Here is an 18,050-nt window from a genome sequence, read left to right as displayed (position 1 = left end):
ACCGCCCTCTCCCGAGATTTGGGACGATGGGCCGAAGCAAAACGCCTGCGGCCCGGCCGACGCGCTCCGACAGACTGGCGATACCCCGTTTCAGCAATGAAAATCCGGCTCAAGGCGTCAAGCCCGGCAAAAGCATGGCAACAAGCTGGCGGCTATCGTCATAACCCTCGCATATCCGGGGATTGGCGGAAATTGACGCCACAAGCTCAATCGCCGTTTGGCCGCGATATGCACATAAAGCAGCCACCTTCTTGGGCAAATCGCCCATAAGATCTGCAGAAGGCGCATAGGTGACATGAAGCTTTGGCTCTTTTAGTTCTTGCAGCGCAGCATATATTACAAGGCATCAGATCGCAGACGGAACCAATCACGGGGCCGCAAGATCTAAAACTCCTCGAAAGGGACTGACAATGAACCTGACCCGCTCCTTCAACAACTGGCGCAAGTATCGTCAGACCGTTAGCGAACTCGGCCGCATGAGCGCCCGTGAACTGCACGACCTCGGCATCGACCGCGCCGACATCCATCGCGTTGCCCGCGAAGCCACCGGCCGCTAATCGCCGGATAGGCTTCGCCAACAGCGAGTGCCTTCTCAACGCCCGTTGCGGACCCCGCGGCGGGCGTTCTTTTTTGCCTGCTCATTGAGCAAGTGCAGCATATCCAGACTCAGCCCGAGCCATTTCCCCTACGCAAAGCATATAAATTTTGAGCATTGGCGGCTTTTTGGGCGTCATATTGCACAAACGCATAGCAGACGCCTTTTATTTGCACTGCACAATCGACGTCCTCGCGCCTATATAGAATGCAATCGCTGAGGCGGTAATCGTACCGCCCGCAACCAAGATACCGAGGATAAGATCATGAACCCGATTCGCATTGCAAAGAACTGGATCAGCTACCGCCGCACCCTGAACGAACTTGGCAACCTCTCCAGCCAGACCCTTTCGGACATCGGCGTCAGCCGCTACGAGATCCGCAACATCGCTGCCCGTTCTTTCCGTTAATAGGAACGAACTCAGCAGACTGCCTCAAGACGGCGCCTTTCGGCGCCGTTTTTGATTCCGGCCACCAGTAAACCAATTGGATCGCCGGCCCGCCCGTGATAATGACGCGCGCATGACACAGATCACCTCCCACACTCCCATTCACGTCATTGGCGGCGGCCTGGCCGGCTCCGAAGCCGCGTGGCAGATCGCCACTGCCGGCGTGCCCGTCATCCTGCATGAGATGCGCGGCGTGCGCGGCACGGAAGCGCACAAGACGGACGATCTCGCCGAACTGGTGTGCTCCAACTCGTTCCGCTCCGACGACGCGACCAGCAATGCCGTCGGCGTCATCCATGCCGAAATGCGCATGGCCGGCTCCCTCATCATGGCCTGCGCGGACAAACATCAGGTGCCGGCCGGCGGCGCGCTCGCCGTCGACCGCGATGGCTTTTCCGCGGCGGTAACGCAGGCGGTCGGCAGCCACCCGCTGATTACCGTCGTCCGCGAAGAGGTTCAGGGCCTGCCGCCGAAGGATTGGGACCAGGCGATCATCGCCACCGGCCCGCTGACGGCGCCCGGTCTCGCCAGCGCCATCCAGGCCGAGACAGGCGCGGATGCGCTTGCCTTCTTCGACGCCATCGCGCCGATCGTCTATCGCGATAGCATCAACATGGACATCTGCTGGTACCAGTCGCGCTACGACAAGGTCGGCCCCGGCGGCACCGGCAAGGACTATATCAACTGCCCGATGGACGAGGCTCAGTACCATGCCTTCATCGACGCGCTGATCGCCGGCGATGCCGTCGGCTTCAAGGAATGGGAAGGCACGCCCTATTTCGACGGCTGCCTGCCGATCGAGGTCATGGCCGAGCGCGGGCGCGAGACCTTGCGCCACGGGCCGATGAAGCCGATGGGCCTGACCAACGCCCACAACCCCACGGTCAAGGCCTATGCCGTCGTGCAGCTGCGCCAGGACAATGCGCTCGGCACGCTTTACAACATGGTCGGCTTCCAGACGAAGCTGAAATACGGGGCGCAGGCGGAAATCTTCCGGCTGATTCCCGGCCTCGAGAATGCCGAGTTCGCACGCCTCGGCGGCCTGCACCGCAATACATACATCAACTCGCCGACCCTGCTCGACCGCTCCTTGGGGCTGAAGTCGCGGCCGGGCCTGCGTTTTGCCGGGCAGATCACCGGCTGCGAAGGCTATGTGGAAAGCGCCAGCATCGGATTGCTCGCCGGCCGTTTCGCGGCTGCGGAGCGCAAGGGCGAAGCGCCGTTGCTGCCGCCGGATACGACAGCACTCGGCTCGCTGCTGAACCATATCACCGGCGGCCACATCGTCTCCGACGAGGAACCGGGCAAACGCTCGTTCCAGCCGATGAACATCAATTTCGGGCTGTTCCCCGAGCTGGAGCCGGGTTCGATCGTCAAGCCGGAGGGCGTCAAGCGCTTTCGCGGCAAGGACAAGACCATCATGAAGCGCCAGCTCATCGCCAAGCGCGCGCTCTCGGACTGCGCAAAATGGCTGAACGTTCAGGCGCCGGCACTCGCGGAAAGCGCCTGAAATCTCGAGCTTTGGGGATTTTCAGGCCTTCGCCGGCGGCGCGCGGTGCTCAAGCCTTGCGTCATCGCCGGCGACATAGTTGCCGAGCAGCCATAGCGAAACCTCGGCGGCTTCGGCGGGCGTCTTGAACTCGAATGTGCCGTTGTGGTGCGGCACATCGAGAAAATCGATAGTCAAGCCGCGACCGCTGCCTGAGAGCTTGGCACGAGCCCGGCCGGGCTCGATCAGGTGCACGCTGAAGTGATTGCGGACGTTGCGCATGAAGCCGGCCTTGTCGTCATGCAAGCGCACGAAGACCGCCTGCCCATCCGCAGTTGTCTGCAACTGGCGTATCGCCTCGGTCGGAAAGGCCCGCCCAAATTCCAGAATCGCAAGGCCGGTGTCGTGCAGGCCGTCTTCCTTGTTCTGCGATGCCATCCGTGTCGCGTAGTAAGCAATGAAGACGACGATCGCGAACAGTATGCACCAGACGACAATACCCACGGCAGATCCCCCTGAAATGCAAATCAAGTGCCCGCCCATCTCCATAGACACCGAGACTTGTGCGAGCGTATCTTATTTTAGATCTTCTTTGTGATCGACGCCATCGCCATGCGCATCTGCCGGCGCCACTGCGGCAATGCCAGGGATTGGTCGAAGAGACCGGCTCCGAGCCTCTGCGCCTTCTTCAACACAGGCTCGGCCAAGGCGACGGGCAAAAACGCCGGAAACACCGCCTGCGGTATGGCGCCCGCAGCCCGTGCCTTCGCGAGATGCTCACGGCCAAGACCGGCAAAAGCCTCGATCGCCGCGGAAATGCGCGGCTTGTCCTCACCGGCCAGGAAACGATCGCGATCGAGCCCGGTGGCCGACAGTATCTCCAGCGGAAGGTAAAGCTGGCCGCGATGGCGATGAAGCGGCATGAGCAGCAGCAGGCCGCCGATCGCCTGCGCGACGCCGGCATGGCCGGCGGCATCGGCGGAACGTTTGGCTTCATCGGCGGACAGGACAAGGCTTGCAAGCTGGACAAGAGCGGAGGCCGTTTCTCCGGCATAGCCCTCCAGGCTGCTGCGGCTCTCCATGGGATCGTCATAGAGATCGAAGATGCGTGCATCGATCATGTCGACGAGCGTCTGGCGCGGCAGGCGATATTGCTCGATCGCGACAAGGAGCTCGGACGCGAGCGGATTGGCTTCGCTCGATCCGTGAGGCTGTCCTTCGAGCAGATCGCGCCAGTACTGCATGCGCACTTCGCCGGGCAGCGGCTCGTGGACGAGATCGCGCACACGCGCCAGCTCGGCGTTAAAGGCATAGAGAGCGGCCAGCGCAGGACGCTTCTCTTCCGGCGCCAGCAGGCAGGCGAGATAGCGATCGCGATCGGTCTCGCGAAGCGTTGCAAGGCAGATGTCCCGGTTGCTACGGGGCGCAGCTGATGTCGTCATGCTAGCATCCGCAGGGTCAGACGGCGATCAGCGCCGCAGCCACGGCGCGCGATTCGGAGAGCATGATGTTGAATGTGCGCACCGCCGCCCCGGTGCTCATCGGGTCGGACGAAATCTGCCTTGCCCGCAGGGCGGCCTTGAGATCGGCGGGCAGCGGCCGCAACTCCATGCCTGTACCGACGAGCAGGACCTCGATCTGCGCGGCTTCGTCCAGCACCTTCTGGAAGCGGTCCGGCGTCAGAGCGTCGCCCAGGATCATGTCCCAGCCATAGATGCCCGAGGGCAGGCAGAGCAGAGAGCCGCGATGCGACATGTCGGCGAAGCGAAAGCCGCCATTGCCGTAAGCGTCGATCGGCGCACGCCCCGGGAAATGCGCCTTACGGATTTCTATACCTTTTGCCACTGTCTCACACCGCTGGTTTGCCTGACTGGATATCGCCGGCCGCGGGTCCATTGCTTTCGCCGCCGGTCTGGAACTTGTCCGGACGCAGCTTGAACAGGATCAGCACGGGCGCCGCAATATAAATCGACGAAAAAGTGCCGACAGCGACGCCGAAAAGCAGAACGAAGGTGAAGGCACGGATCACCTCGCCGCCGAAGATGTAGAGCGCGAGCAGCGCCAGAAGCGTTGTCGCCGATGTCAGGATGGTCCGCGATAGTGTCTGATTGATGGAAGCATCGATCAAAATCGGCAGCGGCATCTGCGAATAGCGCTTCAGGTTTTCGCGCATGCGGTCGTAAACCACGAGCGTGTCGTTCAGCGAATAGCCGACGATGGTCAGGATCGCCGCGATGCCGGTCATGTTGAATTCCATGCCTGATAGCACGAAGAGGCCGAGCGTCAGAATGACGTCGTGCAGCGTCGCGATAATCGCGCCGACCGCAAACTGCCATTCGAAACGCAGCCATATGTAGACGAGGATTGCGGCCAGAGCCGCCAGGACGGCAAGGGAAGCGGTGGTGGTGATTTCGCCCGACACGGCCGGGCCGACCACCTCCACGCGGGAGAAATTGTAGTCCTTGCCCAATTCGTCCTGCACGAGCGAGACGGCGGACTGCTCGGCATTTTCGCCGCCCTCCTGGGCATGGACGCGAATCACCGCGCCAAGGCGATCGGCAAGCCGCTCAACGCGCACGTCGCCCGGAATGATGGCCTCGAGTCGCGTCTGGATATCCGCGGGATCGGCAACGCCCTGCTTGGCACGGACCTCGATGATCGATCCGCCGGCAAAATCGATACCGAGATGCATGCCGATCGTCGCGAAGGCAACGAGCGTGATGACCGACAGGGCGGCTGAGATCGTGAATGTGTAACGCCGGATCCCCATAAAGCGGATATTGGCATTGTCGAAAACGCCGCTGCGCACGCCGACCAGCAATGTGCGCGGCTTGCGACGCGATATCCACATGTTCACCAGTGACCGCGTGACGAAGCAGGAGGTGAAGAAGGTCGTGACCACGCCCACCATCAGGGTCGCGGCAAAGCCGCGTACCGCGCCGCTGCTCGCATAGAAAAGAATGGCCGCCACGATGAGGACCGTCAGGTTCGCATCGGCGACGGTTGCGGCCGCGCGATTGAAGCCATGGCGCAATGCATCGACAAGCAGATGGGTCTTCTTTTCCTCTTCGCGCACGCGTTCGTAGATCAGCACGAGCGCATCGAGGCCGATGCCGATGATGAGGACGATGGCGGCGACGCCGGGCAGCGTCAGCGTGATGCCGAGCAGGCCCATGAGCGCAGCCAGCATGACCATGTTGATGATAAGCGCGATCGTCGCGATGATGCCGAGCAGACGATAGAAGCCGATCATCAAGGCCGCGACGAAGATAGCGGCGGCAATGCAGGCAATCAGGCCGTAGCGCGCCGCCTCGCCACCGAGGCCAGGCTGAATGGTACGCTCCTCGACCGTCGTCAGCGTGGCGGGCAGCGGCCCGCTCTTGATCATGACGGCCAGATCCTGCGCACCCTGGGCGGTGAAATCTCCCGGAACGTCGAGATCGCCGGTGGCTATGACGGTCTTCAGCGACGCGGCGGAGATGACCTGATCGTCCAGCACGACGACGATGATGCGGCCGAGATTGCTTGCGGTCGATTGCGCGAAGCGGTGCGTGGCCTCCGGCGTCAACTTGACGGACACCGTTCCCTCACCCTTCTGCTTGTCGACGACAGCGACAGCGTCGGAAAAATCCACATTCGAGAGCAACGGCTGCCTCTGCACGAGATAGCCGACTGGTGGGTCGTCTTCGGAAAACAGCACATCGGAGCCGGCCGGCGGATGACCGTTCATCGCGTCCTGCACCGACATCGATTGATCGATAAGGCGGAAGCTGAGTTCGGCGGGCTGGCCGAGCAGGTTTTTCAGCCGCTGCGCATCGGCAAGATCGGGCACCTGCACCATGATGCGATCCGAGCCCTGTCTGCGGATCAGCGGCTCTCCGACATCCAACTGCGCGATACGGGCGTGGATGACCTTGATCGAGCGGGCAATGGCCGACGATACATGGCTGTTGATATCGGCATCGGTGATATCGAACGTCATCGCGCCGTTTTCGCCCTGAGACAGCGTGGCGGCAGGCTTGTCCGATTCGGCGGTAAGCGGGCGTAGCGCCGTCAGGGCGACCTGAATCTGCGCGGGATCGTTGATGCGCAGCTGGATTTTCCGGCCGGTGCCCGTCAGGCCCGAATAGGCAACATTGACGGTGCGCAATCGAGTCCCGATATCACCGACGATGGCCTCCAGGCGATCCTTCTCAATATCGCCGCGCTCGATCTTCAAGAGGAGATGCGAGCCGCCGCGAAGGTCTAGGCCGGGCTCGATCTTTCGATGGACCAGCCATGCAGGCAGGGATGAGAGTGCGCGCTCGCCAAGCAGGTTGGGAGCGGCCAGAAGCACGCTCAAGAGAACGACGAACCAGATCAGGGCGGTCTTCCACCAGGAGACGTGCAGCATCGCTCTCTCGAGTTAGGGCTTCCCTACTGCGCCCCTCCTTCGACGGAAAATGCAAAGGGCGCAGTAACACCTTGAATTTGTGCACAGTCCTTCAAGAAAGTCGATCCCGATTTTCAAGGATGCGCAGCGGCAGCACGGCGCCACCTCCGGCAGCGTGCGTTACGCCGCGTCGGCCTTGACCGGCTCGCCCTTGACGCGAACCTCGGAAATCGCGCTGCGGACGACGCGGATGCGTACGCCGTCGGCGATCTCGACTTCCAGTTCCTTTTCGTCGACGACCTTGGTGACCTTGCCGACAATACCGCTGGTCACGATCTGATCGCCGCGGCGGATGTTCTTCAGGACTTCGTCGCGCTTCTTCGCCTGCGCGCGCTGCGGACGGATGAGAAGGAAATACCAAACGACCATTAGCGGCACAAACAGGATGATCATTTCAAAGCCGGATCCGCCGAAGACACTCGCGGCCGAATCTGTCGCGCTCTGCGCATATGCGTTGGTGATAAACATCGAAAACTCCCTTGAACTCCCTGCGGGAACGCCGCCCCGCGTCAGGTGGCCGGAATATAGTTACGCACATGACGATTGCAACAAAAACAGGCGCCAACCGTACCGTTTTCCCGGTCTGTTAGCCTTTCAGCCCCCGAGGGAGCATGATACCCGGCAAGACAGCGCGCGCATTTTACGACTTTCTTGTTCAATATTCAGGAGGAAACGGTGACTGAAGACCAAAACGCCCTGATCCTTGCCGAAGTCCGTCGACTTGCCGATGCCGTCGAACGCCTTGCCGGCCCGGCTCCGGCCGTAAACGACTGGAATGCCGCCGACTGCTTCGTGTGGGCGCCCGTCCGGCTCCATCTGCAGCCGGTTTCGCGGCCCAACCGCGTGGCTCTGACCCTTATTCGCGGCGTCGACCATGTCCGCGACATTCTGCACGAAAATACGCTACGTTTCACGGAAGGCTTTGCCGCCAACAATGTGCTGCTCTGGGGCGCGCGCGGCATGGGCAAATCCTCGCTCGTCAAGGCGGTGCATGAAGACGTGCGCCGGGCGACCGGCGTATCGCTGAAACTGGTCGAGGTGCATCGCGAGGACATTTCTTCGCTGCCCGTGCTGCTCGACATCCTGAAGGCCGCGCCGCATCGCGTCATCGTCTTCTGCGACGACCTTTCGTTCGATCACGACGATACGGCCTACAAGTCTCTGAAGGCTGCACTCGATGGCGGCGTCGAGGGACGGCCGGACAATGTGCTGTTCTATGCCACGTCCAACCGCCGTCACCTGCTGCCGCGCCATATGATGGAAAACGAGCAATCGACGGCGATCAACCCTTCGGAAGCCGTCGAGGAGAAGGTTTCGCTCTCCGACCGCTTCGGTCTCTGGCTTGGCTTCCACAAGTGCAGTCAGGAAGACTATCTGCAAATGATCGATGCCTATGCCGATCACTTCAAGTTCGATCTGGATCGCGCCGAGATGCATCACGAGGCCCTGGAATGGGCGACGACCCGCGGCGCGCGCTCCGGCCGTGTCGCCTGGCAATATATCCAGGACCTCGCCGGGCGGCGGCGGATCACGCTCGACCGCGACTGATCTCCAAATCCAGACCATGAACGACAAAAAGCCCGGCATGGACCGGGCTTTTTGCAGAGTCCTTGAGACGCACTATCTATTCAAGGAACGTCATTGGGTTGACCGGAGCCGAATTCTTGCGGACTTCGAAGTGGAGCTGCGGCTGGCTGACATTGCCGCTCATGCCCGAGGTTGCCAGCGTCTGGCCGCGCTGGACCTTCTGGCCACGGCTGACGTTGAGCGCATCCGCATGGCCGTAGACCGTCACCGTGCCGTCGTCATGGCGGACGAGAACCGTGTTGCCGAGTTCCTTCAGGCCGTTGCCGGCATAGATAACCACGCCATTTTCGGCCGCTTTGATCGGCGTTCCCGAGGGAACGGAGATGTCGATGCCGTCGTTGCGGCTGCCATTGACGTTCGAGCCGTAGCCGGCGACCACGGCGCCGCGAACCGGCCAGCGATACTTGCCGATACCGGTTGCTTCCGGCGCATCGGCCTGGGCGTCCGACTTTGCGGCATCGTTGATGGATTGGCTCGGAGAAGCGGAGGCAACCACCTGCGGCTTGGCGGCGGTGTCGGCCGCCGCGTCGGCATGGGCCACGGCCTTCGGCGCCGGCTGCTTGGCGACGGGATCCGCGGCTGCGTGCTTCTGCTCGGCAACAGGCAAGGCGCCCGGCTTGGCCGAAATCTTCTGCGGCTCGATGGAGGCGGTCTTGACCGGATCCGGAGCGGCTGCCGCGCCATGCGGCAAGACCAGCGCCTGACCGATGCGGATGCCGCCGCCGGCCTGCATATTGTTGGCGCGCTTCAGTTCGGCGACGCTAACACCGCTTTCCTTGGCAATTTTCGCCAGCGAGTCACCCGGCTTGACGACGTAAGTGCCACCCTTCGGGGTCGGCCCCTTGCCATTGCCTGCAGCAAGCTTGTTGGGATCGGCAAGTCCGGCCTGGGATTTGCCGCGCATCTGGTTGCCCGAAGGCAATGCGAGCGCGTCCTGCTGCGGAGCCTTGGCGGGGCCCGGCATCTTGCCGCCCTTGGAAAGATCGGTCGCCTCGGATGCCATCTTGGCCGGGCTCGAAGCGCTCGCGCCGTTCATCGTCGGGATAATGATCTGCTGACCCGGCTGCGCGCCGGCGCCATTTCGCAGGCCGTTTGCGCGCAGGATTTCCTTTTCCGGAACGCCGTAGCGACGCGACAGGAGCGCGATGTTTTCGCCCTGATGCAGCGTCACGCTCGGCGCGTTGACCGTGGTCCAGCCCGGAGACATCTGGGGCGCAGCGGCGGTCTTGATCGTCCCCGTCGACAGCGTGTCAGGTGCCGGCGCAAGAGCCGGCGCCGCGCGGGAGCCATTGTTGTTGTGCGATGCCGGGAAAGGCTGAGCAAGCGCCTCAGACTCAGCGCGCGATGCCATACGAGGGCGTCCCGCATTGGCGGATGCGCCGGGAGGAGCAAGATCGCTGCGCTGAATTGCGACAGGCGCGGTGGACGCCCGGGCGCTGGAATAGGACGGATTATAGCGAGCCGGCGAATTTGGGTAGGGTTGCGATACCGGTGCGCTCTGCTGCGAATAATCCTGCTGGCCATAACCGCCGGCCTGAGCGATGTCGGCGCGCGGCACCGGATCGCCATCCGGACCATTGAGGCTGCGACGGTTGATCGAACCCGTCGTCACATTGTCCGTCCTGCTGGAGAACAGCCCGCTGAAACGAGTCGTGTCTGAACTACAAGCCGTTGCAGTGCTCGCCAGAAGAATGGCCACCAGGACTTTCCCTGCCGATTTACTGAAGTTTGAAGAAAGACTGAAACCCATGACTCGACCCACTTAAGACGCAACCGATTATGGGTCTATTAAAGCGCGTTAATCTTACCATGCGGTTAAAGCACTGGTGCGGCATGTGTTTTTTTGAGGAATTGCTAACTATAGGAAATGAAACAGCGCACGGATGCCCTGCGTCACGGGCATCAGCCAAATTTGAACCTCAAAGATAGGAGGCGAGCAGCGGCACGATGGGCTGGTAGGGAACGTCAAACAGCTCTTCGCGTTCGAAGCGGCTGCCGGTCTTTGTCAGACGCACAAGGCGGCAAATATCGTCGTTGACGATAAGCGGCGCGATCATCGAGCCGCCCGATACGAGCTGCTCCGCATAGAAGCGCGGCATGGTCTGGAAGGCGCATGTCACCAGGATGCGGTCGAAGGTGCCCTCGCCCTGCAGACCGGCACTGCCGTCGGCCTGGCGGATGATGACATTGCGCAATCCGAGCGTATCCATGCGCTGCTGCGCCAATGTCGTCAGCGTCTTGTAGCGATCGACGGTGAGCACGCGCTCGACGATCCGGCCCATGACGGCCGCGGTGAAACCGCTGCCCGTCCCGATTTCAAGAACGCGATGACCCGGCTTGATCTTCAGGCTGTGGAGAACACGCACCACCAGATCGATGCCTTCCATGAAGGCACCGCAGTCGATGGGAATCGTCTGGCTCGAATAGGCGTCATCGGCAAATTGCGGCGGCACGAAAGGCAGGCGCGGCGTCTGCTCGACCGCCGTCATCAAATCGATGTCCAATATGCCTTCTGCCCGCAGCCGCAAAACCACGGCCGCAAAGCCTTCCTTTTCCACCAAACGAGGTGTCAACCTGCTACTCCATACCGAGCGCCCGCGCCACGCGGTCTTGCGCCGAATAATCCGTCAAATCGAGTTTCAAAGGCGTTACCGAAATGCGATTTTGTTTCAACGCCTGAATATCGGTTCCTGGACGGAAGATGCCGCTTCGCTCACCGAAGCGAAGCCAATAGTAAGGGAAGCCTCGGCCATCGGCCCGCTCCTCGACCTGCACATTGAAGGCGAGATTGCCCTGCGCGGTCACTTCCACGCCGTCCACTTCGTCGGGGCGGCAGTTGGGGAAATTCAGATTGAGGAACGTCCCATCGGGCAGATCGACATTCATGAGCTTGTCGAGCAGTTCGGAAGCATGCGCCTCGGCGACTTCCCACGGCACGACACGCGCGCCGTTCTCATACACGTAGGCCTGGCTGAGCGCGAAGGAACGCACGCCCTGCAGCGTGCCTTCGATCGCGCCGGCAATGGTTCCGGAATAGGTCACGTCGTCGGCGACGTTCGAGCCGGAATTGACGCCGGAGAGCACCAGATCCGGCTTGCCGTCCAGAACCTTACGGATAGCCATGATGACGCAATCCGTCGGCGTTCCCCGCAGCGCGTAATGCTTGTCGGAAACCTTGCGCATGCGCAGCGGCTCGGAAAGGCTCAGCGAATGCGCAAGTCCGCTCTGGTCCGTTTCGGGCGCGACGACCCAGACATCGTCAGACAAGGTACGGGCGATCCGCTCCAGTGCAGCCAGTCCTTCGGCATGAATGCCGTCATCATTGGTCAGAAGAATGCGCATCGCCCCACCGTCCGATTATGCTGCTTTTTCGATCCTCTTCAGACCACCCATATATGGCAGGAGTGCGTCGGGTACAGTGACGGAACCGTCGGCGTTGAGATAATTCTCGAGCACCGCGATCAGGCACCGGCCGACGGCCGTGCCGGAGCCGTTCAGCGTGTGAACGAACTTGGTGTTCTTGTCGTCCTTGCCGCGGTAGCGGGCATTCATGCGCCGGGCCTGGAAATCACCGCAGACCGAGCAGGACGAAATCTCGCGATAGGTATCCTGCCCCGGCAGCCAGACTTCGAGGTCGTAGGTCTTGCGCGCGCCGAAGCCCATGTCGCCGGTCGACAGCGTCATGACGCGGTAGTGCAGGCCGAGACGCTTCAGCACCTCCTCGGCGCAGGCCGTCATGCGCTCATGCTCGGCGATCGAGCTTTCGGCATCCGTGATCGATACCAGCTCGCACTTCCAGAACTGGTGCTGACGCAGCATACCGCGCGTATCGCGACCGGCAGAGCCTGCTTCCGAGCGGAAGGATGGCGTCAGCGCCGTGAAGCGCAGCGGCAGCTTCTCCTGATCGAGAATTTCACCGGCAACCAGATTGGTCAGCGTCACTTCCGCCGTCGGAATCAACCAGCGGCCGTCCGTCGTCCTGAACAGGTCCTCGGCGAACTTCGGCAGCTGGCCCGTGCCGAACATGGCCTCGTCGCGCACCATCAGCGGCGAGCTGACTTCCGTGTAGCCATGTTCGCCCGTATGCAGATCGAGCATGAACTGGCCGAGCGCCCGCTCCAGGCGTGCGAGCTGCGATGTCAGCACCGTGAAGCGCGAACCGGAAAGCTTTGCGGCGCGCTCGAAATCCATGTAGCCGAGCTCTTCGCCGATGTCGAAATGCTCTTTCGGCTGATGGTTCCAGGTCGGCTTGGCACCCCAGGTATGCTTGACGACATTGTCATGCTCGTCCTTGCCGACAGGCACGTCCTCAAGCGGAATATTGGGTATGCGCGACAGCACGTCGTTGAGCTCGGCCGTCAGCACGCGCTCTTCCTCTTCCGCAGCCGGAAGCGAAGTCTTGATGTCGGCGACCTCGGCCTTCAGCTTTTCGGCAAGCTCGGCGTTCTTCTGCGCCATCGCCGCGCCGATTTCCTTGGAGGCGGCATTGCGGCGGGACTGCATATCCTGGACGAACTGAATGACGGAGCGGCGCTTTTCGTCAAGCGCGATGAGGCTTTGCGACAGAGGCTCCGCACCGCGCTTGGCAAGCGCCACATCGAAAGCCTCGGCATTCTCACGAATCCATCTGATATCAAGCATCTTCGTTCCAGGTCGTTTGACATGAGTATAACTCCGACCGAGGTCTCGGTCGGAGGTCGAAACGGCAATAGCTGGGAAACGAGGCTGGATCTTCCTCGCCTAGACGTCGTCCGTCTTGGTGATCTCGGAAGTCCCGCCACTCTCGTCAAGCGCTTGCCGGGTACGCTGGCGTTCCACGAGTCGCGCCGCGTAGATGGAAATCTCGTAGAGAAGGATCGTCGGCAGTGCAAGGCCGATCTGGGACATCGGATCCGGCGGCGTCAGCACGGCAGCGACGATGAAGGCAAAGACGATGGCGAATTTGCGCTTTTCCGCGAGCCAGGCCGACGTCAGCAAGCCGACCCGCGCCAGAAGCGTGGTGATAACCGGCAGCTGGAAGACGAGGCCGAAGGAAAAGACCAGCGTCATGATGAGGCTCAGATATTCCGAGACCTTCGGCATCAGCGCGATCCCGACCTGGCCGTCGCCGGGTGTCTGCTGCATCTTCAGGAAAAACCACATCACCATGGGGGTGAAGAAGAAGTAGACGAGCGCGGCGCCCATCAGAAACAGGATGGGCGATGCGATCAGAAAGGGCAGGAAGGCATTGCGCTCGTTCTTGTAGAGGCCCGGTGCCACGAACTTGTAGATCTGGGCAGCGATGATCGGAAAGGAGATCACCAGCGCGCCAAACATGGCAACCTTCACCTGGGTGAAGAAGAACTCCTGCGGCGCCGTATAGATCAACTCGGACTTGGCGAGATCGAGATGAGCCCATTCAACGGCCCATTTGTAGGGATAGACCAGATAATTGAAGAGATGCTTCGCCACAGCGAAACAGCCGATAAAGGCAACGAAGAACGCCACGATCGACCAGATGAGCCGCGTGCGCAATTCCATGAGGTGTTCGATAAGCGGCTGCGGCTTATCGTCGATATCACCCGTCATGCCTGGTCCTTCTTCTTGGGCGTTTTAGGCGTCGCCTGGCTGGCCGCGGCAGTCGCGCGCTTCCTGGGAGCTGGAGGCGCCTTCTTCTCTACGGCAGCAGCGGTCGCGACCTTGCGCGGGGCTCGCTTTGGTTTTTCCGTCACGACGGGCGTGCGGACGACTGCAGCCGCGACATCATCGGCCTTGACCGGCGCCTTTGCACGGAGCTTGCGAACAGCATTGGGCTTCTCAGCAGCCTTGCCCGCAGCCGCAACGGATTGCGGCGCGGGAACAGCCACAGGCTCTGGAACCGAAGCGGCCGCCAGCGGTGTATTGCTCGATGCGGCGGCCGTTGCGGACGTGGCCGCAAGCGCCTCCGGCAGGCCTGACGAAACGCCAGGTACCGGCTCGGATGGCAAGGGCGTCGCGGCTGGCGCTGCCTTGTCCGGAGTTGCCGCACGCTGCAGATCGGCCTTTATCTCGTTGCCCATATCCCGCAGCGGGTTCATCGCCTCCCGCAGCGAATTCATCGGATTGAGCTTCTGGGCGTCGGCGATCGTCTGGCGCACATCGTCCAGCTCCGCTTCGCGCATCGCCTCATCGAACTGGGCGCGGAATTCGCCAGCGACCTTCCTGGCTCGCGCCGTCATCTTACCGATCGTCCGCAAGGTCGCCGGCAATTCCTTGGGGCCGATTACGACCAAGGCCACGACAGCGATAATCACGAGCTCGGACCAGCCTATATCGAACATGCAAAGGCTCCTGGGCCAACGGCAAGCCTCTCAGCTTTGCGCCTACCCGACATAATTACTTGGTTTCGTCAGCCTTGTGCTCGACCGTACGCGACGCCGTCGTTGCGGACGTCGGCTGCGCCGAAGTATCTTCGTCGTCGCTCATGCCCTTCTTGAAGCTCTTGATGCCTTTGGCGACATCACCCATCAGCTCCGGGATCTTTCCACGGCCGAACAACAACAGCGCGATGGCCAGGACGATAAGCCAATGCCATATGCTTAGAGAACCCATTGCTATAACTCCCAATTTCAGTGTCTTCCCGATGTAAGACGTTTGCGGATGTTTTTCAAACAACAAAATGCAGTGCATCCACGCATATCAGGATGACGGACGCCTGCGCAGGCGGCCAAGCGTCTCCAAGTCGAGAAGATGATTTTTATATTCGCACCAGCTAATGGCAAAAGAGAGACTTGGCAGAAGGTTTAACGAAAATCTGCCCGGACGATCGCAATTTCGTCAGGAGGCTCAATCGTCCGAGCCTGCACCGCTCGGCGGCAGGATTCCAAGCTCCTCCAGATCCAGCTGCGTGATCGGATCTTCGTCTTCGGTAAGCTCGTCGCTCATCAGCGGCGACGGAATGTTGAAATTGGCCGGGATCCGGCCGGAGAGCAGCCCTGCCCCCTTCAACTCTTCGAGACCGGGCAGGTCGCGCAGCTCTTCCAGGCCGAAGTGATCGAGAAAATCGCGCGTCGTGCCGAGCGTGACCGGCCGCCCGGGCGTGCGGCGACGTCCGCGAAAACGGACCCAGCCGGATTCCATCAGCACGTCGAGCGTACCCTTCGAGGTCTGCACGCCTCGAATGTCTTCGATCTCGGCGCGCGTCACCGGCTGATGATAGGCGATGATGGCCAGCACCTCCAGCGCCGCGCGGGACAGCTTGCGCACCTCGCCCTCGTCGCGCCGGATCATAAATGAGAGATCGGCGGCCGTACGGAAGGCCCAGGCACCGTCCACCTGAACGAGATTGACGCCACGCATGGCGTAATCGCTCTTCAGCTTCTGCATGATAGCGGGAATATCGACGCCGCGCGCCACCCGCTCGGCAATGAATGCTTCGGAAACCGGCTGGGCAGAGGCAAAGACCAGCGCCTCGGCGATGCGCTCGGCTTCGCCTGACCGGCGTCCGTCGACATCGCCCGCTTCCGCGTCTTGCTCGAAATCCTGCTGCTCGTCGTCCGGCTCGTTCACGCTATTTCCTGCCCTATTCCGCTGCTTCCAGCGAGGAATGCTTCGGCCCGCGCCGCATATAGAGCGGCTGGAACGCGCCTTCCTGGCGAATTTCCAACTGCCCCTCGCGCACCAGTTCAAGTGAGGCCGCAAACGCGCTGGCGATGGCCGTCACCCGCTCGCTGGAGCTCGTCATATAGCTCAGCAGATAATGCTCCAGGGCCGTCCAGTCGGTGATCTCGCCGATCATTCGATCCAGAATCACGCGAGCATCGGCCAGCGACCAGACGCGGCGCTTCTCGATCGTTACCTGGGTCACGGCCTGGCGCTGGCGCAGGCTGGCATAGGCCGTGAGAAGATCATAGAGGCTGGCGTCGAAGGCCGATTGACGGCGGTCCGGAATATGCTCGGGTGCGCCGCGAGCGAAAATATCGCGGCCGAGGCGATTGCGGTTGACCAGATCGGCGGCCGCGTCGCGCATGGCTTCGAGGCGTTTCAGGCGGAAGGCAAGCGTTGCCGCCATTTCCTCACCCGTCGGCCCGTCTTCCTTGCTTTGCTGCGGGATCAGCAGCTTGGACTTCAGATAGGCGAGCCATGCGGCCATGACGAGGTAATCCGCCGCGAGCTCGATGCGGATGCGCCGCGCGCTGTCGACGAACCGAAGATATTGCTCGGCCAGCGCCAGAACGGAGATGCGGGACAGATCGACCTTCTGATTGCGCGCCAGGTGCAGAAGAAGATCCAGCGGCCCTTCAAAGCCGGCAAGGTCGACGACCAGCGCCGGCTCATGCGAGCCGCGCTGCGTTTCGCCATCCTGCCAGAGCTTGTCCATCGGCGTTGCCGCCTGCTGAAGCTTTTCCGTGCCGCTCACCTTGTCACCCGTCCGTTTCTGGAAGTCCGGTTTTACGCCACCGCGAACATCGCGTCGAATTCGGCGCGAACCGCAGCTTCGTCGGCGCCGTCGTTCTTGCCGAAAGCCGCCTCGACCGCCTTGGCCCTTGCCAGCGACGCACCCGTCAGGGCGGGAACATTGCGGACCACCTGCTGCATCTCGTCCATGACACCATTGCAATGCAGCACGATATCGCATCCGCCTGCAATGATATTTGCCGCGCGCTCGCCGATCGTGCCCTTCAGCGCATTCATCGAGGTATCGTCCGACAAGAGCAGCCCCTGAAAGCCGATATGGCCGCGGATGATCTCCTCGATCACCTTGCGCGAGGTCGTAGCCGGGTTGGTCGGATCGATATCCGTAAAGACGACGTGGCACGTCATCGCCATCAGTTCGTCCTTCAGCGCGACGAAGGGCGGAAAATCATGCGCCTCGAGCTCCGCGCGCGGCACCGAGACGACAGGCAATTCGTGATGCGAGTCCGCAAAGCCGCGCCCATGACCGGGGATGTGCTTCATGACGGGCAGCACGCCGCCAGCCTTGAGACCGTCCGCTGCCGCGCGTCCCATCTCCGTCACCGTCACCGGATCGGATCCATAGGCCCGATTGCCGATGACGTTGCTCGACCCTTCCACCGGAACATCAAGCACGGGCAGGCAGTCGACATTGATGCCGAATTTCAGCAGATCGAAGGCATGAAGCCGCGACATCAGCCATGCGGCGCGCAGGCCACGCTCGCGATCCTGGCGATAAATGTCGCCCAACGCCTGTCCCGAGGGGTAGTGTTGCAAGATCGGCGGACGGATGCGCTGCACCCTGCCGCCTTCCTGATCGATGAAGACCGGGGCATCGCGCCCGACGCTGTCACGCAGGGACGCAACGAGATCGGCGATCTGCGCCGGCTCGGAGATGTTGCGTCCGAACAGGATAAAGCCCCAAGGCTGCTCCCCCTGATAGAAGGATCGCTCTTCGGGCGTGATGGTGTGGCCGCTACAGCCAAGGATCATGGATTTCGATTCGGTCATATCCGAATCATAAGGCTTGCGCCGGGAAATGCGAGTGACGTCAAGCGAGGATACACAGGAACGGTACATTTCAAAC

Annotated in this window: 19 protein-coding genes; 4 read left to right on the top strand and 15 right to left on the bottom strand. The window is 61.6% G+C overall.

What is annotated here, in order from left to right:
- Positions 1-410 precede the first annotated feature (410 nt).
- The 3 genes from ACQZ6J_RS27920 (at position 411) to trmFO (ending at position 2,553) form a co-directional block, all read left to right on the top strand.
- Positions 411-557 carry a DUF1127 domain-containing protein gene (locus ACQZ6J_RS27920; protein WP_163985913.1) on the top strand — a complete coding sequence of 49 codons (147 nt, stop codon included), beginning with the start codon at positions 411-413 and terminating at the stop codon, positions 555-557.
- 303 nt (positions 558-860) lie between these two features.
- A complete protein-coding gene (locus ACQZ6J_RS27915; protein WP_069611985.1) occupies positions 861-1,004 on the top strand; it encodes a DUF1127 domain-containing protein in 144 nt (47 codons plus the stop codon).
- Positions 1,005-1,116: 112 nt separating this feature from the next.
- Entirely contained in the window at positions 1,117-2,553 is a 1,437-nt protein-coding gene (gene trmFO, locus ACQZ6J_RS27910; protein ID WP_449086480.1) for a methylenetetrahydrofolate--tRNA-(uracil(54)-C(5))-methyltransferase (FADH(2)-oxidizing) TrmFO, read from the top strand.
- Between the two features lie 21 nt (positions 2,554-2,574).
- On the opposite strand, the gene ACQZ6J_RS27905 is transcribed toward trmFO, so the two are convergent.
- The 5 genes from ACQZ6J_RS27905 to yajC form a co-directional block, all read right to left on the bottom strand.
- The gene (locus ACQZ6J_RS27905; RefSeq protein ID WP_449086479.1) at positions 2,575-3,036 is read right to left on the bottom strand and encodes a hypothetical protein; all 462 of its coding nucleotides are present in this window, start codon (positions 3,034-3,036) and stop codon (positions 2,575-2,577) included.
- Positions 3,037-3,113: 77 nt separating this feature from the next.
- Positions 3,114-3,974 carry a phytoene/squalene synthase family protein gene (locus ACQZ6J_RS27900; RefSeq protein ID WP_449086478.1) on the bottom strand — a complete coding sequence of 287 codons (861 nt, stop codon included), beginning with the start codon at positions 3,972-3,974 and terminating at the stop codon, positions 3,114-3,116.
- 16 nt (positions 3,975-3,990) lie between these two features.
- Complete coding sequence (locus tag ACQZ6J_RS27895) at positions 3,991-4,377, bottom strand: Mth938-like domain-containing protein (RefSeq protein ID WP_449086477.1); 387 nt, start codon at positions 4,375-4,377, stop codon at positions 3,991-3,993.
- A gap of 4 nt (positions 4,378-4,381) precedes the next feature.
- Positions 4,382-6,925 carry a protein translocase subunit SecDF gene (secDF, locus tag ACQZ6J_RS27890; RefSeq protein WP_449086476.1) on the bottom strand — a complete coding sequence of 848 codons (2,544 nt, stop codon included), beginning with the start codon at positions 6,923-6,925 and terminating at the stop codon, positions 4,382-4,384.
- A 159-nt stretch (positions 6,926-7,084) separates the two neighbouring features.
- Positions 7,085-7,432, bottom strand: coding sequence for a preprotein translocase subunit YajC (yajC, locus tag ACQZ6J_RS27885; RefSeq protein WP_163985921.1), 348 nt, complete (start codon positions 7,430-7,432; stop codon positions 7,085-7,087).
- Between the two features lie 207 nt (positions 7,433-7,639).
- Between yajC and ACQZ6J_RS27880 the strand changes: the two genes are divergently transcribed.
- On the top strand, positions 7,640-8,512 hold the full coding sequence (locus tag ACQZ6J_RS27880; protein WP_163985923.1) for a DUF815 domain-containing protein: 873 nt from the start codon (positions 7,640-7,642) through the stop codon (positions 8,510-8,512).
- A gap of 76 nt (positions 8,513-8,588) precedes the next feature.
- Here ACQZ6J_RS27880 and ACQZ6J_RS27875 read toward each other — a convergent pair whose 3' ends face one another.
- From ACQZ6J_RS27875 to nagZ, 10 genes are all read right to left on the bottom strand, one after another.
- Positions 8,589-10,301 carry a peptidoglycan DD-metalloendopeptidase family protein gene (locus ACQZ6J_RS27875; protein WP_449086475.1) on the bottom strand — a complete coding sequence of 571 codons (1,713 nt, stop codon included), beginning with the start codon at positions 10,299-10,301 and terminating at the stop codon, positions 8,589-8,591.
- 169 nt (positions 10,302-10,470) lie between these two features.
- Entirely contained in the window at positions 10,471-11,124 is a 654-nt protein-coding gene (locus ACQZ6J_RS27870) for a protein-L-isoaspartate(D-aspartate) O-methyltransferase (RefSeq protein ID WP_163985927.1), read from the bottom strand.
- 4 nt (positions 11,125-11,128) lie between these two features.
- Complete coding sequence (gene surE / locus ACQZ6J_RS27865; RefSeq protein ID WP_449086474.1) at positions 11,129-11,893, bottom strand: 5'/3'-nucleotidase SurE; 765 nt, start codon at positions 11,891-11,893, stop codon at positions 11,129-11,131.
- Positions 11,894-11,908: 15 nt separating this feature from the next.
- A complete protein-coding gene (gene serS / locus ACQZ6J_RS27860; RefSeq protein WP_449086473.1) occupies positions 11,909-13,192 on the bottom strand; it encodes a serine--tRNA ligase in 1,284 nt (427 codons plus the stop codon).
- A 99-nt stretch (positions 13,193-13,291) separates the two neighbouring features.
- Complete coding sequence (gene tatC / locus ACQZ6J_RS27855; protein WP_163985933.1) at positions 13,292-14,119, bottom strand: twin-arginine translocase subunit TatC; 828 nt, start codon at positions 14,117-14,119, stop codon at positions 13,292-13,294.
- Positions 14,116-14,850: a Sec-independent protein translocase protein TatB gene (gene tatB / locus ACQZ6J_RS27850; protein ID WP_449086472.1), complete on the bottom strand. Its 735-nt coding sequence runs from the start codon at positions 14,848-14,850 to the stop codon at positions 14,116-14,118. Before tatB ends, tatC begins: the two co-directional genes overlap by 4 nt.
- Positions 14,851-14,905: 55 nt before the next feature.
- Entirely contained in the window at positions 14,906-15,121 is a 216-nt protein-coding gene (locus ACQZ6J_RS27845) for a twin-arginine translocase TatA/TatE family subunit (protein WP_163985936.1), read from the bottom strand.
- Positions 15,122-15,355: 234 nt separating this feature from the next.
- Positions 15,356-16,078, bottom strand: a complete 723-nt coding sequence (scpB, locus tag ACQZ6J_RS27840; RefSeq protein WP_449086471.1) for an SMC-Scp complex subunit ScpB — start codon at positions 16,076-16,078, stop codon at positions 15,356-15,358.
- A gap of 13 nt (positions 16,079-16,091) precedes the next feature.
- Positions 16,092-16,889 (bottom strand): segregation and condensation protein A, encoded by a 798-nt coding sequence (locus tag ACQZ6J_RS27835; RefSeq protein WP_163986322.1) that lies wholly within the window; start codon positions 16,887-16,889, stop codon positions 16,092-16,094.
- A gap of 71 nt (positions 16,890-16,960) precedes the next feature.
- Positions 16,961-17,974 (bottom strand): beta-N-acetylhexosaminidase, encoded by a 1,014-nt coding sequence (nagZ, locus tag ACQZ6J_RS27830; protein ID WP_163985940.1) that lies wholly within the window; start codon positions 17,972-17,974, stop codon positions 16,961-16,963.
- Between the last annotated feature and the right edge of the window lie 76 nt (positions 17,975-18,050).

This window comes from Rhizobium sp. A37_96 (genome assembly GCF_053521765.1).
Note: the sequence above shows the minus strand (reverse complement) of the source record. Positions and strands in the feature narration are given on the sequence as shown.

What these genes read in the sequence shown, in the direction of transcription:
- tatC (WP_163985933.1), bottom strand. Translation starts at nt 14,119, where the DNA reads ATGACGGGTGATATCGACGATAAGCCGCAGCCGCTTATCGAACACCTC.
- tatB (WP_449086472.1), bottom strand. Translation starts at nt 14,850, where the DNA reads ATGTTCGATATAGGCTGGTCCGAGCTCGTGATTATCGCTGTCGTGGCC.
- ACQZ6J_RS27875 (WP_449086475.1), bottom strand. Translation starts at nt 10,301, where the DNA reads ATGGGTTTCAGTCTTTCTTCAAACTTCAGTAAATCGGCAGGGAAAGTC.
- ACQZ6J_RS27835 (WP_163986322.1), bottom strand. Translation starts at nt 16,889, where the DNA reads ATGGACAAGCTCTGGCAGGATGGCGAAACGCAGCGCGGCTCGCATGAG.
- ACQZ6J_RS27915 (WP_069611985.1), top strand. Translation starts at nt 861, where the DNA reads ATGAACCCGATTCGCATTGCAAAGAACTGGATCAGCTACCGCCGCACC.
- ACQZ6J_RS27845 (WP_163985936.1), bottom strand. Translation starts at nt 15,121, where the DNA reads ATGGGTTCTCTAAGCATATGGCATTGGCTTATCGTCCTGGCCATCGCG.
- trmFO (WP_449086480.1), top strand. Translation starts at nt 1,117, where the DNA reads ATGACACAGATCACCTCCCACACTCCCATTCACGTCATTGGCGGCGGC.
- yajC (WP_163985921.1), bottom strand. Translation starts at nt 7,432, where the DNA reads ATGTTTATCACCAACGCATATGCGCAGAGCGCGACAGATTCGGCCGCG.
- serS (WP_449086473.1), bottom strand. Translation starts at nt 13,192, where the DNA reads ATGCTTGATATCAGATGGATTCGTGAGAATGCCGAGGCTTTCGATGTG.
- surE (WP_449086474.1), bottom strand. Translation starts at nt 11,893, where the DNA reads ATGCGCATTCTTCTGACCAATGATGACGGCATTCATGCCGAAGGACTG.
- nagZ (WP_163985940.1), bottom strand. Translation starts at nt 17,974, where the DNA reads ATGACCGAATCGAAATCCATGATCCTTGGCTGTAGCGGCCACACCATC.
- secDF (WP_449086476.1), bottom strand. Translation starts at nt 6,925, where the DNA reads ATGCTGCACGTCTCCTGGTGGAAGACCGCCCTGATCTGGTTCGTCGTT.
- ACQZ6J_RS27920 (WP_163985913.1), top strand. Translation starts at nt 411, where the DNA reads ATGAACCTGACCCGCTCCTTCAACAACTGGCGCAAGTATCGTCAGACC.
- ACQZ6J_RS27900 (WP_449086478.1), bottom strand. Translation starts at nt 3,974, where the DNA reads ATGACGACATCAGCTGCGCCCCGTAGCAACCGGGACATCTGCCTTGCA.